At 55.8% G+C, this 13,286-nt stretch carries 16 protein-coding genes; 7 read left to right on the forward strand and 9 right to left on the reverse strand.

Going from position 1 to position 13,286, the window contains the following annotated elements:
• Positions 1-14 precede the first annotated feature (14 nt).
• The gene (gene znuA / locus WFN75_RS09110; RefSeq protein WP_046885106.1) at positions 15-959 is read right to left on the reverse strand and encodes a zinc ABC transporter substrate-binding protein ZnuA; all 945 of its coding nucleotides are present in this window, start codon (positions 957-959) and stop codon (positions 15-17) included.
• 77 nt (positions 960-1,036) lie between these two features.
• On the opposite strand from znuA, the gene znuC reads away from it, so the two are divergent.
• Positions 1,037-1,792 carry a zinc ABC transporter ATP-binding protein ZnuC gene (gene znuC, locus WFN75_RS09115; protein WP_040075130.1) on the forward strand — a complete coding sequence of 252 codons (756 nt, stop codon included), beginning with the start codon at positions 1,037-1,039 and terminating at the stop codon, positions 1,790-1,792.
• Positions 1,789-2,574 carry a zinc ABC transporter permease subunit ZnuB gene (znuB, locus tag WFN75_RS09120; protein WP_040075128.1) on the forward strand — a complete coding sequence of 262 codons (786 nt, stop codon included), beginning with the start codon at positions 1,789-1,791 and terminating at the stop codon, positions 2,572-2,574. Before znuC ends, znuB begins: the two co-directional genes overlap by 4 nt.
• Positions 2,575-2,613: 39 nt before the next feature.
• Here the strand turns inward: znuB and ruvB are convergent, their stop codons facing one another.
• The 6 genes from ruvB to aspS all read right to left on the reverse strand — a co-directional run bounded on the left by ruvB (position 2,614) and on the right by aspS (position 7,867).
• Positions 2,614-3,624 (reverse strand): Holliday junction branch migration DNA helicase RuvB, encoded by a 1,011-nt coding sequence (ruvB, locus tag WFN75_RS09125; RefSeq protein ID WP_040075127.1) that lies wholly within the window; start codon positions 3,622-3,624, stop codon positions 2,614-2,616.
• An 8-nt stretch (positions 3,625-3,632) separates the two neighbouring features.
• A complete protein-coding gene (gene ruvA / locus WFN75_RS09130; protein ID WP_040075126.1) occupies positions 3,633-4,244 on the reverse strand; it encodes a Holliday junction branch migration protein RuvA in 612 nt (203 codons plus the stop codon).
• Positions 4,245-4,325: 81 nt separating this feature from the next.
• Positions 4,326-4,847, reverse strand: coding sequence for a crossover junction endodeoxyribonuclease RuvC (gene ruvC, locus WFN75_RS09135; protein ID WP_040075124.1), 522 nt, complete (start codon positions 4,845-4,847; stop codon positions 4,326-4,328).
• A 34-nt stretch (positions 4,848-4,881) separates the two neighbouring features.
• The gene (locus tag WFN75_RS09140; RefSeq protein ID WP_040075122.1) at positions 4,882-5,622 is read right to left on the reverse strand and encodes a YebC/PmpR family DNA-binding transcriptional regulator; all 741 of its coding nucleotides are present in this window, start codon (positions 5,620-5,622) and stop codon (positions 4,882-4,884) included.
• Between the two features lie 27 nt (positions 5,623-5,649).
• Entirely contained in the window at positions 5,650-6,093 is a 444-nt protein-coding gene (gene nudB / locus WFN75_RS09145) for a dihydroneopterin triphosphate diphosphatase (RefSeq protein ID WP_040075121.1), read from the reverse strand.
• Between the two features lies 1 nt (position 6,094).
• On the reverse strand, positions 6,095-7,867 hold the full coding sequence (gene aspS / locus WFN75_RS09150) for an aspartate--tRNA ligase (protein ID WP_207291967.1): 1,773 nt from the start codon (positions 7,865-7,867) through the stop codon (positions 6,095-6,097).
• A gap of 264 nt (positions 7,868-8,131) precedes the next feature.
• Here aspS and WFN75_RS09155 point away from each other — a divergent pair, with 264 nt between their 5' ends.
• From WFN75_RS09155 to cmoB, 5 genes are read left to right on the forward strand one after another with little or no spacing between them, the layout of a single operon-like run.
• Positions 8,132-8,698, forward strand: coding sequence for a hydrolase (locus tag WFN75_RS09155; RefSeq protein WP_040075118.1), 567 nt, complete (start codon positions 8,132-8,134; stop codon positions 8,696-8,698).
• Positions 8,695-9,513, forward strand: a complete 819-nt coding sequence (locus tag WFN75_RS09160; RefSeq protein ID WP_040075117.1) for a DUF72 domain-containing protein — start codon at positions 8,695-8,697, stop codon at positions 9,511-9,513. The genes WFN75_RS09155 and WFN75_RS09160 overlap by 4 nt, the downstream gene beginning before the upstream one ends.
• A gap of 50 nt (positions 9,514-9,563) precedes the next feature.
• A complete protein-coding gene (locus WFN75_RS09165; RefSeq protein ID WP_040075115.1) occupies positions 9,564-9,959 on the forward strand; it encodes an MAPEG family protein in 396 nt (131 codons plus the stop codon).
• A 40-nt stretch (positions 9,960-9,999) separates the two neighbouring features.
• Positions 10,000-10,743, forward strand: coding sequence for a carboxy-S-adenosyl-L-methionine synthase CmoA (cmoA, locus tag WFN75_RS09170; RefSeq protein ID WP_040075113.1), 744 nt, complete (start codon positions 10,000-10,002; stop codon positions 10,741-10,743).
• Positions 10,740-11,711, forward strand: coding sequence for a tRNA 5-methoxyuridine(34)/uridine 5-oxyacetic acid(34) synthase CmoB (gene cmoB, locus WFN75_RS09175; RefSeq protein ID WP_263616788.1), 972 nt, complete (start codon positions 10,740-10,742; stop codon positions 11,709-11,711). Before cmoA ends, cmoB begins: the two co-directional genes overlap by 4 nt.
• 145 nt (positions 11,712-11,856) lie before the next feature.
• Here cmoB and cutC read toward each other — a convergent pair whose 3' ends face one another.
• Together cutC and WFN75_RS09185 are read right to left on the reverse strand one after the other, a co-directional pair.
• Entirely contained in the window at positions 11,857-12,600 is a 744-nt protein-coding gene (gene cutC, locus WFN75_RS09180) for a copper homeostasis protein CutC (protein WP_336996048.1), read from the reverse strand.
• 85 nt (positions 12,601-12,685) lie between these two features.
• The gene (locus tag WFN75_RS09185; RefSeq protein WP_046885098.1) at positions 12,686-13,246 is read right to left on the reverse strand and encodes a VOC family protein; all 561 of its coding nucleotides are present in this window, start codon (positions 13,244-13,246) and stop codon (positions 12,686-12,688) included.
• Positions 13,247-13,286 lie beyond the last annotated feature (40 nt).

A 13,286-nucleotide genomic window follows, 5' to 3' on the forward strand; every position in this document is an offset into this window, starting at 1 on the left:
TATTCACTTCCTCGTTAATCTCCTTTCAGGCAGCTCGCATACTGGTTCGCCAGTTGGCTGAGGAACTGCGAATAGCTCGCTTTGCTCAACTGGATATTCGTTCCTAGCGGGTCAAGGGTGCCCATGCGCACGGATGTTCCCCTTGCCACGGCTTCAACGACCGCTGGCCTGAACTGTGGCTCAGCAAAAACGCAGGTCGCTTTTTGCTCAACCAACTGTGTTCTGATTTCATGTAAACGCTGCGCACCAGGCTGAATGACAGGATTCACGGTAAAATGGCCAAGCGGCGTGAGACCGTAATGTTTTTCGTAATAGCCATAGGCGTCATGAAAAACGAAATATCCTTTACCTTTCAATGGTGCGAGCTCGGTACCTACCTGCTTATCGGTTGCGGCAAGCTGTGCCTCAAAATCCTTCAGGTTGGCGTCTAGTTTGGCTCGACTTTGCGGCATAAGTTCCACTAATTTTTCGTGGATTGCAACCGCAGACAACCGCGCTATCTCGGGTGACAGCCACAGGTGCATGTTGTACTCGCCATGATGGTGATGTGCATCACTATTTTCATCGTCACCCTCGCCGTGACCATGATCATGATCGTGGTCCTCTGCCCCTTTCATGAGCAGCGGTTTAACACCAGACAGATCGGCGATGGCAACCTGATTCGCCGCAGGGACCTGTTTGGCAGACTTCTGCATGAAAGCTTCCATCTCAGGGCCAATCCACACAACTAAGTCCGCGTTTTGTAAGCGTTTTACATCAGATGGGCGTAAGGAGTAATCGTGTTCGGAAGCGCCATCCGGCAGTAAAACCTCGGTCTCGGTCACGCCATCGGCAATGGCGGAGGCGATAAAACCGAGTGGTTTAAGCGAAGCGACAACGGCGGCGTTAACATCTTGTGCTGCGGAACCCCACAGCGCAGCGGATAATGCTGCGAAAAGAAGCGTATTTTTATGTAACATAATGCGACTACTGTTCGTAATGAGTGTGTGGGATGTGATATTATAACATTCGATGACTTCTGCAAGCTTAAATTGACATGACTAATTTAGTTTCTCTCGAAAATGTATCGGTCTCTTTCGGTCAGCGCCGCGTCCTTTCTGACGTCTCTTTGTGCCTGAAACCCGGAAGAATACTGACGTTGCTTGGCCCCAATGGCGCCGGAAAATCCACGCTGGTTCGTGTGGTCCTCGGTCTGGTAGCACCGGACGAAGGGCTCATCAAGCGTGACGGAAAGCTGCGCATTGGCTACGTACCCCAGAAATTACATCTGGACTCCACTCTGCCGCTGACCGTAAATCGCTTTTTGCGGTTGCGTCCTGATACGCGTAAAGAGGATATCCTTCCCGCTCTGAAACGCGTGCAGGCCGGACACCTCATCGACGCCCCGTTGCAAAAACTCTCTGGCGGTGAGACCCAGCGCGTCCTGCTAGCCCGCGCCCTGCTGAATAATCCGCAGCTGCTGGTGCTGGATGAGCCGACGCAGGGTGTGGATGTTAACGGCCAGGTTGCGCTTTACGATCTCATCGACCAGCTGCGTAAAGAGCTGAATTGCGCCGTGTTGATGGTCTCCCACGACCTGCACCTGGTGATGGCCAAAACCGATGAGGTGCTCTGTCTCAACCACCATATCTGCTGCTCCGGTACCCCTGAAGTGGTCTCTATGCACCCGGAATTTATCTCTATGTTCGGCCCACGCGGTGCGGAACAGTTGGGTATTTATCGCCATCAACATAACCACCGCCATGATTTGCAAGGACGAATTGTTCTGCGCCGGGGAAATGGTCACTCATGATTGAATTATTACTGCCCGGCTGGCTGGCCGGGATTATGCTCGCCTGCGCCGCTGGCCCGCTGGGTTCGTTTGTTGTCTGGCGTCGAATGTCCTACTTTGGCGATACGCTGGCCCACGCCTCGCTGCTGGGGGTGGCCTTTGGCTTGCTGCTGGATGTTAATCCATTCTATGCGGTCATCGTTGTTACCCTGCTGCTGGCAGCCGGTCTGGTCTGGCTGGAGAAGCGCCCTCACCTCGCGGTGGATACCCTGCTGGGAATTATGGCCCACAGCGCGCTATCCCTGGGCCTGGTCGTGGTCAGCCTGATGTCGAATATTCGTGTCGATCTGATGGCCTATCTCTTTGGCGACCTGCTGGCCGTGACGCCAGAAGACTTAATCTCCATCGCCATCGGGGTGGTTATTGTCCTCTCCATCCTCTTCTGGCAATGGCGGAATCTGCTGGCCATGACCATCAGCCCGGACCTGGCCTTTGTCGATGGCGTAAAATTGCAGCGCGTGAAACTGTTACTGATGCTGGTCACCGCGCTTACTATTGGTGTGGCAATGAAATTTGTCGGGGCATTAATTATCACCTCGCTGCTGATCATTCCGGCGGCGACTGCGCGCCGTTTTGCCCGCACGCCGGAGCAAATGGCGGGTGTCGCCGTTGTTGTGGGGATGGTTGCGGTTACGGGCGGGTTAACGTTCTCGGCCTTTTACGACACGCCTGCCGGGCCGTCGGTAGTGCTGTGCGCGGCGCTGTTATTTATCTTCAGCATGATGAAAAAACCCGCCAGCTAGGCGGGTAGGTCCCCTCTCCCGCCGGGAGAGGGCGAAGCCTCACGGCATGGCGGGTGGGGTGATACCAAAGTGATTCCACGCCCGTACCGTCGCCATTCGCCCACGCGGCGTACGCTGTAAAAAGCCCTGCTGAATCAGATAGGGCTCCAGCACGTCCTCAATCGTTTCGCGCTCTTCACCAATAGCCGCCGCCAGGTTATCCAGCCCTACCGGGCCGCCGAAGAATTTATCCAGCACCGCCAGTAGCAGCTTCCGGTCCATATAATCAAAACCTTCCGCATCGACGTTAAGCATATCCAGCGCCTGGGCAGCGATGTCGGATGAGATCGTCCCATCGTGCTTCACCTCAGCAAAGTCACGCACGCGGCGCAGCAATCGGTTGGCGATACGCGGCGTTCCGCGGGAGCGTTTGGCGACTTCGAAAGCCCCCTCCTCGCTCATCTCCAGCCCCATGTACCGCGCGCTTCGACCCACGATGTGTTGCAGATCCGCGACCTGGTAAAACTCCAGACGCTGCACAATGCCAAAGCGGTCGCGCAGTGGTGAGGTTAATGATCCCGCACGGGTGGTGGCACCAATGAGGGTAAAAGGCGGTAAATCGATTTTAATGGAGCGCGCGGCCGGGCCTTCGCCGATCATGATATCGAGTTGATAATCCTCCATCGCCGGGTAGAGCACCTCTTCTACCACGGGGGATAAGCGGTGGATCTCATCGATAAATAAGACGTCATGCGGCTCAAGGTTAGTGAGCATGGCCGCCAGATCGCCCGCTTTTTCAAGCACCGGGCCAGAGGTGGTACGCAGATTCACCCCCATTTCGTTAGCAACGATATTGGCAAGTGTGGTTTTACCTAGCCCCGGGGGACCGAAAATGAGCAGATGATCGAGGGCATCTCCGCGCAGTTTCGCCGCCTGGATGAAGATCTCCATTTGCGAACGCACCTGAGGCTGGCCAATATACTCGTCCAGTAACTTTGGGCGGATTGCGCGATCCACTGCATCTTCTGTCTGAACGCTGCCTGCCGACACCAGACGGTCTGCTTCAATCATCCTTTACCTCACAATGCCGCGCGTAGCGCTTCACGAATCAGAGTTTCACTGTTGGCGTCCGGCTTCGCGATTTTACTCACCATGCGGCTCGCTTCCTGAGGTTTATAGCCCAGCGCCACCAGCGCGGCAACCGCTTCCTGCTCGGCATCGTCGGTTACAGGTGAGCCCGGAGAGGTAAGCACCAGATCCGCCGCCGGCGTGAACAGGTCGCCATGCAGCCCTTTGAAGCGATCTTTCATCTCAACGATCAGACGCTCCGCGGTTTTCTTCCCGATGCCCGGAAGTTTAATCAGCGCCGCAGGATCTTCGCGCTCCACGGCATTCACAAACTGCTGGGCTGACATGCCGGATAAAATAGCCAGGGCCAGCTTCGGTCCGACGCCGTTGGTTTTTATCAGTTCGCGGAACAGGGTACGTTCTTGTTTGTTATTAAAACCATACAGAAGCTGAGCATCTTCTCGCACCACAAACTGAGTAAAGACAATCGCCTCTTTGCCTGCGTCCGGCAGTTCGTAGAAGCAGGTCATCGGCATATGGACTTCATAGCCCACGCCTCCCGCTTCGAGCAGTACTAACGGGGGTTGTTTTTCAATGATGATGCCTCTGAGTCTGCCTATCACGTGACGCTCCTGCGTTAAGGGCTAAAAATTTCTGCTGCCATAATAAAAAAAGGCTGGATAAACATCCAGCCTGATTTGTCATTATCGTAACCTGCCTCGCGCCAGATTGAGCCGCGACTCGCTCATTTGCACGGCGTTCTGGCTAATATGGCAATGCGTAATCGCAATGGCCAGCGCATCGGCGGCGTCGGCCTGCGGATTAGCGGGGAGCTTTAGCAGAGTTCGCACCATATGCTGCACCTGGCTTTTCTCCGCGCTGCCTATACCCACTACCGTCTGCTTGACCTGCCTCGCCGCGTATTCAAATACCGGCAAGTCCTGGTTCACCGCCGCCACGATGGCGACACCGCGTGCCTGACCGAGTTTTAACGCCGAGTCGGCGTTTTTCGCCATAAAAACCTGCTCGATGGCGAAATAGTCGGGCTGGAACTGAGTGATGATCTCCGACACGCCTGCGTAGATCAGCTTTAGGCGTGACGGGAGATCGTCCACTTTGGTGCGGATACAACCGCTGCCGAGATAGGTTAACTGGCGTCCCACCTGACGAATAACGCCATACCCGGTGATGCGTGAGCCAGGGTCAATCCCAAGAATAATCGACATCACGCCTCTCCTGAGATGGGTTTACACGCTCTCATCAGAGCGTCGCTGCAACCTCATCAGAGATTTCACCGTTGTGATACACTTCCTGCACGTCGTCGCAGTCTTCGAGCATGTCGATCAGACGCAGCAGTTTTGGTGCAGTTTCCGCATCCATGTCGGCCTTGGTAGACGGGATCATAGAGACTTCAGCGTTGTCCGCTTTCAGGCCAGCCGCTTCCAGCGCATCGCGCACGGCACCCATCTCTTCCCACGCGGTATAAACGTCGATAGCACCGTCATCGAAGGTTACGACATCTTCCGCACCCGCTTCCAGCGCCGCTTCCATAATCACGTCTTCGTCGCCTTTCTCGAAGGAGATGACGCCTTTTTTGCTGAACAGGTAAGCCACGGAGCCGTCGGTACCCAGGTTACCACCGGTTTTGGTGAACGCATGGCGCACTTCGGCAACGGTACGGTTACGGTTGTCGGACAGGCATTCCACCATGACCGCCGTACCGCCAGGACCGTAACCTTCATAAATGATGGTTTCCATGTTCGCGTCTTCGTCACCGCCCACGCCACGTGCAATAGCACGGTTCAGGGTGTCACGTGTCATGTTGTTGGACAGCGCTTTATCAATAGCGGCACGCAGACGTGGGTTAGAACCCGCGTCGCCACCGCCCAGACGTGCCGCTGTTACCAGCTCACGAATGATTTTGGTAAAGATCTTACCGCGTTTGGCATCCTGTGCCGCTTTACGGTGTTTGGTGTTGGCCCACTTACTATGACCTGCCATAAAAAGTTCTCCAAAAATCGCGCCTTCTCAGGCAGCGTTAATTACAAATTCTTCAATCGCCTGCCGGTTGCTCCACGACTTGGTCAGTGCAGCGGCTTCCGTTGCATTGACCCAGCGGTAGGTCAGGTGTTCGGTGAACACAATCTCCCGTTCGCGGGGGAGCGCGAGACAGAACCAGGATTCTGTATTGCGCTCGGTACCCGGCGCATAGCGATGACGTAAATGGCTAAAAATTTCAAACTCCACCGTGCGCTGACAGTCCTTCAGGGTCAGTTGCTCGCAAGCAACATCGATGGCGACCTCTTCCTTTACTTCGCGCGCGGCGGCCTGCAGCGCGGTTTCTCCCGCCTCCAGGCTGCCGGTAACCGACTGCCAAAAAGCGGGATCATCGCGCCGCTGCAACATCAGCACCCGCTTCGTGTCCTGGGCATAAATGACAACTAAGACAGAAACGGGACGCTTGTATGCCATATCAGTTTTTCTCTTCCTTTTTCACCACTTCGATGCCGAGCTCTGCCAGAGAGGTCGGGTTGGCGAAGCTTGGCGCTTCCGTCATCAGACAGGCCGCGGCGGTGGTTTTCGGGAAGGCGATAACATCACGGATGTTATCAGTACCGGTCAGCAGCATGGTCAGACGGTCGAGACCGAAGGCCAGACCAGCATGCGGCGGCGTACCGTATTTCAGGGCGTCCAGCAGGAAGCCAAACTTCTCGCGCTGCTCTTGCTCTTCAATGCCGAGGATACCGAACACCGTCTGCTGCATTTCACCGCGGTGAATACGCACGGAACCGCCGCCCACTTCATAACCGTTAATAACCATATCGTAGGCGTTGGCAATGGCCGTTTCCGGCGCAGCTTTCAGCTCGTCTGCGGTCATCTCTTTCGGGGCGGTGAACGGGTGGTGCATCGCGGTCAGGCCGCCTTCGCCGTCGTCTTCAAACATCGGGAAGTCGATTACCCACAGCGGCGCCCATTTGGATTCGTCGGTCAGGTTCAGGTCTTTGCCAACTTTCAGACGCAGTGCGCCCATCGCATCGGCAACCACTTTCTTGTTGTCCGCGCCGAAGAAGATCATATCGCCATCCTGTGCGTCTGTGCGCGCGAGGATCGCTTCCACGATGTCAGCGTTCAGGAATTTCGCCACGGGGCTTGTGATCCCTTCGATGCCTTTCGCCCGCTCGGTCACTTTGATGTACGCCAGCCCTTTGGCCCCGTAAATCTTAATAAAGTTACCGTAATCGTCGATCTGCTTACGGCTGAGTGCGGCACCACCTGGTACACGCAGGGCAGCCACGCGGCCTTTTGCATCATTAGCCGGGCCCGCGAATACCGCAAACTCAACCTCTTTCACCAGGTCCGCCACGTCCACCAGCTCCATTGGGTTACGCAGGTCTGGCTTATCGGAACCGTAACGACGCTCTGCTTCGGCGAAGGTCATGATCGGGAAGTCGCCGAGATCGACACCTTTCACGTCCTGCCACAGACCGCGCACCAGCGCTTCCATCACTTCACGCACTTGTTCAGCCGTCATGAAGGAGGTTTCGACGTCGATCTGGGTAAATTCAGGCTGGCGGTCAGCACGCAGGTCTTCGTCGCGGAAACATTTTACAATCTGATAATAGCGATCGAAGCCGGACATCATCAGCAGCTGTTTAAACAGCTGAGGGGACTGCGGCAGCGCGTAAAATTTGCCTTTATGGACGCGGGAAGGAACGAGGTAGTCACGCGCCCCTTCCGGAGTCGCTTTGGTCAGCATCGGGGTTTCGATATCGAGGAAACCGTGATCGTCCATAAAGCGACGCACCAGGCTTGTGATCTTAGCGCGCGTTTTCAGGCGCTGAGCCATCTCCGGGCGACGAAGATCCAGGTAACGGTATTTCAGACGCGCTTCTTCAGTATTGACGTGGTTGGAGTCGAGCGGCAGCGACTCTGAACGGTTAATGATAACCAGATCGGACGCCAGCACTTCTACTGCCCCCGTTGCCATCTCCGCGTTGACGTTTTTCTCGTCGCGCGCACGCACGGTACCGGTGACCTGAATGCAGAACTCATTACGCAGTTCAGAGGCCAGTTTTAACGCATCCGCGCGATCCGGATCGAAGAACACCTGCACAATGCCTTCACGGTCGCGCAAATCGATAAAGATAAGGCTACCAAGATCACGACGACGGTTGACCCAACCACACAGGGTAACCTGCTGCCCGACATGGGTCTGACGCAGCTGCCCGCAATATTCTGTACGCATGAGATATCCCTTAACTTAGCCGACGGCTAAATGTTGCCTGTGATGCAGGCTACTATGTCGCAGCTTTTTGTATGTCACAACTGGATGAAAAAAGGCGGCTATTATACTGGAAATTCCGCCGGACGATAAGAGCGAAGCACGGCCAGAAGCGCGATTGCTGCTCGCATCTTGCATATTCTCACAAAAATTAACAAAAATATCAGACCTGGAACAGGCCTCCACAGCGTAAGGTGTAGCGAAGCTATTTATTTGACTGGAGAAATTATGTTGAACCTCGACGCCACCAAAACCGCCCTTGTCGTGATTGATTTACAGGAAGGGATCCTGCCGTTCGCCGGAGGTCCTTACACGGCGGACGATGTGGTCAGTCGTAGTGCGCGTCTGGCCGACAAGTGCCGGGCCAGCGGGTCACCGGTAGTGATGGTACGCGTCGGCTGGTCTGCCGATTTTGCCGAAGCGCTGAAACAACCGGTAGATGCTCAGGCTCCGGCGCACGCCCTGCCCGATAACTGGTGGACGTACCCGGTTGCACTGGGTAAACGCGACAGCGATATCGAGGTGACCAAACGCCAGTGGGGCGCATTCTACGGCACAGATCTGGAACTGCAGCTGCGTCGTCGCGGTATCGACACCATTATTCTGTGCGGCATCTCCACCAACATCGGAGTGGAATCAACCGCGCGTCACGCCTGGGAGATGGGCTTTAACCTGATTATCGCCGAAGATGCCTGCAGTGCCGCCTCAGCAGATCAACACCAGGGCAGCATGACGAACATCTTCCCGCGCATTGGCCGCGTGCGTAGCACCGACGAGATCCTTAGCGCGTTATGATTTATCTGGGCCTGCCCCAATGGTCGCACCCGAAATGGGTGCGGCTGGGTATCACCAGCCTTGAGGAGTATGCTCGCCACTTTAACTGCGTGGAGGGCAATACGACGCTATACGCCCTGCCCCGGGCGGAGATTGTTGAACGCTGGCGTGAGCAGACGACCGATGATTTCCGCTTTTGCTTCAAGTTTCCATCCACCATTTCACACACCGCTGCACTGCGCAACTGCGACGATCTTACAGCGGAATTTTTTACCCGTATGGATCCCCTGGCGAACCGCATCGGTCAATACTGGCTCCAGCTCCCGGCAACATTTGGCCCGCAGGGGCTGCCGGCGCTGTGGCACTTTCTCGATACCCTGCCCAAAGCCTTTACTTACGGAGTGGAAGTGCGCCATCCAGCGTTCTTTAATAAAGGCGAAACGGAAAAGGCGCTCAACCGGGGGTTACATGAGCGCGGCGTGAATCGCGTGATCCTCGACAGTCGTCCCGTACACAGTGCCGTACCCCACAGTGAAGCCGTTATCGACGCCCAGCGGAAAAAACCGAAGGTGCCGGTGCATGCCGTGGTGACCGCCAGCAACCCAATGGTGCGCTTTATCGGCAGCGATAATATGCAGCAAAACCAGCAGATGTTCGCCGTCTGGCTGCAAACATTAGCGAAATGGCAGCAGACCACCACCCCCTATCTGTTTCTGCATACTCCGGATATTGCCCAGGCCCCTGAACTGGTCGATGCTCTCTGGCAGGCCTTGCAGGACGCGCTTCCGGGCCTGGGTCCTGCCCCTGCTATCCCACAACAATCTTCTCTTTTCTAGCCGCACCCCCTATCATAGAAGTGCCATCTGCCAGATAACAGGGAGTTTGTATGGTCAGCGCGCTGTATGCGGTTTTGGGTGCGTTACTTTTAATTAAGTTTTCGTTCGATGTTGTGCGTCTGCGGATGATGTATCGCGTCTCCTGGGGCGACGGTGGGTTTTCTGAGCTGCAAAGCGCGATTCGTGTGCATGGGAATGCCGTGGAGTACATCCCGGTTGCCCTGATCATGCTGCTTTTTATGGAAATGAACGGCGCTGAGACGTGGATGGTGCACGTTTGCGGTTTGCTTCTGATTGCCGGTCGCCTGATGCATTACTACGGCTTTCACAATCGGTTGTTCCGCTGGCGTCGCTCAGGCATGAGCGCCACCTGGTGTTCGCTTTTGCTGATGGTGCTGGCTAACCTCTGGTATATGCCGTGGGAGTTGGTTTTCTCCCTGCATTAGCGCACAATACGCCCCTTTATTTTTCCCGGATTTTAACGTTATGTCAGATCGCGACACGCTTTTTTCTGCGCCTATCGCCAGTCTGGGCGACTGGACCTTTGATGAACGGGTGGCTGAAGTCTTCCCGGATATGATTCAGCGCTCAGTGCCCGGTTACTCTAATATCATCTCCATGATCGGCATGCTGGCGGAGCGTTTTGTTCAGCCTGACACGCAGGTATACGATCTGGGTTGCTCGCTGGGCGCGGCTACGCTGTCGGTTCGTCGTAACGTTAATCAGCCAGGCTGCAAAATTATCGCCGTGGATAATTCCCCGGCCATGGTTGAGCGCTGTCGCCGCCACATCGACGCCTGGAAAGCCTCCACGCCGGTTGAGGTCATTGAGGGCGATATCCGTGATATCGAAATTCATAATGCCTCCATGGTGGTACTGAACTTTACGCTGCAGTTTTTAGAGCCCGCCGATCGTCAGCTGCTGCTGAATAAGATCTATCAGGGGCTTAACCCGGGCGGCGCCCTGGTGCTGTCAGAGAAATTTAGCTTCGAAGATGCCAACGTCGGTGAACTGCTGTTCAACATGCACCACGATTTTAAACGTGCCAACGGCTATAGCGAGCTGGAGATTAGCCAGAAACGTAGCATGCTGGAAAATGTGATGCTGACCGATTCGGTCGAAACGCATAAGGCTCGCCTGCGCAGCGCAGGTTTTGAGCATAGCGAGCTGTGGTTCCAGTGTTTTAACTTTGGCTCTCTGGTGGCACTGAAAGGCGGCGAAGCGGCATGATTGAATTCAGTAATTTTTATCAGCTGATTGCAAAGAATCACCTTTCCCACTGGCTGGAGACCCTGCCCGCGCAAATCGCCACCTGGCAGCGCGACCAGCAGCATGGCTTGTTAAAGCAGTGGTCTAACGCGGTGGAGTTTTTGCCTGAGCTTACGCCTTACCGTCTCGACTTGCTGCACAGCGTTACGGCAGAGAGCGAAACGCCGTTAAGCGCCGGGCAGAAGAACCGTATCGAAACCTTGCTCCGTAACCTGATGCCCTGGCGTAAAGGGCCCTTCTCGCTCTATGGGGTGGACATTAATACCGAATGGCGTTCTGACTGGAAGTGGGATCGCGTTCTGCCGCACCTGTCTGACCTGTCAGGCCGCACCATTCTTGACGTGGGCTGCGGTAGCGGCTATCACCTGTGGCGCATGATTGGCGCCGGCGCGCATCTTGCGGTCGGTATCGACCCTATGCAGCTGTTCCTCTGTCAGTTCGAAGCGGTGCGAAAACTGTTGGGTAACGATCAGCGCGCGCATCTGTTGCCGTTGGGTATTGAACAACTGCCTGCCCTGAAAGCCTTCGATACGGTCTTCTCGATGGGGGTGCTTTACCACCGTCGCTCCCCGCTGGAACATCTGTGGCAGCTGAAAGATCAGCTGGTCAGCGGGGGTGAACTGGTGCTGGAAACGCTGGTAATAGAAGGTGATGAGAACGCGGTGCTGGTGCCTGGCGACCGCTACGCACAGATGCGAAATGTCTATTTCATTCCATCCGCGCTGGCGCTGAAAAACTGGCTTGAGAAGTGCGGCTTCGTAGATGTGCGTATCGCCGACGTCTGCGTAACCTTGACCGAAGAGCAGCGTCGTACCGACTGGATGATCACCGAGTCGCTGGAGCAGTTCCTGGATCCGGCTGACCAGAGCAAAACGGTGGAAGGCTATCCTGCGCCGATGCGTGCAGTATTGATTGCAACGAAGCCGTAATCTCCTTTCAATCAGGGCAAGCGAGGCGGCTAACGCCGCTGCGGCCTGAAATATGCAGGAGAAAAAAAGGCCCCTGTGTAAAAGGCAGGGGCCTGGTACAAACAAGCATCATATTGGGCGACATGATGCGGCGGTAAAAACGTTGCTACACGTGATAACGGTCAATAATCGCTTTCATTACCGCAACCGACTCTCCATCAACGCTATAGCGGGAGTACTCATCCGCCTCGGCATCCGTCGACATAGACAACCCTGTATTGCGATAACGCATGGGCGAGGGTATCCATTTACCCGCTGAGCTATGCAGCTCCTTCACCCCTGCGTCGAGAAACTTATGCAGATTGCCGGCGCGCACGCCTGCTCCTGCCATGATTATTGGAACACCAGATCGGCCATTAAGTTCCGTAATTAATGAAAGACCTTTTTCTGCGGATGCTTGCTGCCCCGAGGTGAGGATCCGCTTGACGCCGAGTTCCGCCAGCTTTTCATAAGCTTGTCGTGGATCGGCACACATATCGAAGGCGCGATGAAATGTCACCGCCATCCCCTTCGCAGCCGCCATCAGCTTGCGCATTGACGGCATATTGACTTCGCCATCTTCATCGAGCAGGCCAATCACCACCCCCGGAAAGCCCAGCGCGTTGATATGCGCCACATCGTCCAGCATGGCGCTCAGCTCGCCTGAGCTGTAACAGAAATCGCCGCCGCGGGGACGGACGATGGGATGAACCGGAATAGTGACGGTCTCACGCACCGATTTCAGTACGCCATAAGAGGGGGTTAAGCCCCCCTCTTTCGGTGCCGCGCAGAGTTCGATGCGATCGGCCCCCTGTTGCTGTGCGGTCACGGCGCACTCCATGCTGTAACAGCAGATCTCCAGCACTGCCATGATTCCTCCTTAAAACATCATGAATACGGCATCATGCCATGCCCGAACAGGCCGGACACGGCGGTCGCTCACAAACTTCTACGCGTTATGCTTCGCTGGCGACGATCTGCTCGATAGTCCAGGGGTGAAACTTCACCGTCACACTACCGTCCGTCACCGCCAGGGTGGGATTCGGCAGGCGCTCGCGCTCCCCTTTGGGTGAACTGCATTTCACAAAAATCCCCGGCTGGCTTAACCCCTCGTCAGAGAGCAGCGCCAGCGCGCGGGCATTCAGGCCGTCGGGGTCGCCGGGCAGAACGATCTCAATGTGCTCCCACCCTTCATGGGGATAGCGCTTCTCACCCGGCCATGGCAGCTCCACCACGTCAAATTGCCAGTGGGCGACGCAGACGGGCTCATGCAGTTTAAACAGGCAGATTGGGCGGCCATTAATGATGTTTTCAGAGAGCAGCTCGCCGCACTGTTCAAAGCCTCGACGCCAGCGCTCGGCGGTGGCATTCTGGTGGCAGCGCAGGGAGATATGGTCTGCCGCCAGCGGAGCGATCTCCAGCCCCAGGCGTTGAGTCAGCGCGTGAAAATCGCGGGTAAAGCGCGGCAGGTCGGCGCGGATGTCCTGCAGTTCGTCAATGGATTGCCAGTTCGCCATTAATATTACTCGTCCTATCGTACAAAACGGTTAATTTACT

The organism is Leclercia sp. UBA7405 (assembly GCF_037152215.1).
Taxonomy (GTDB): domain Bacteria; phylum Pseudomonadota; class Gammaproteobacteria; order Enterobacterales; family Enterobacteriaceae; genus Enterobacter; species Enterobacter pneumoniae.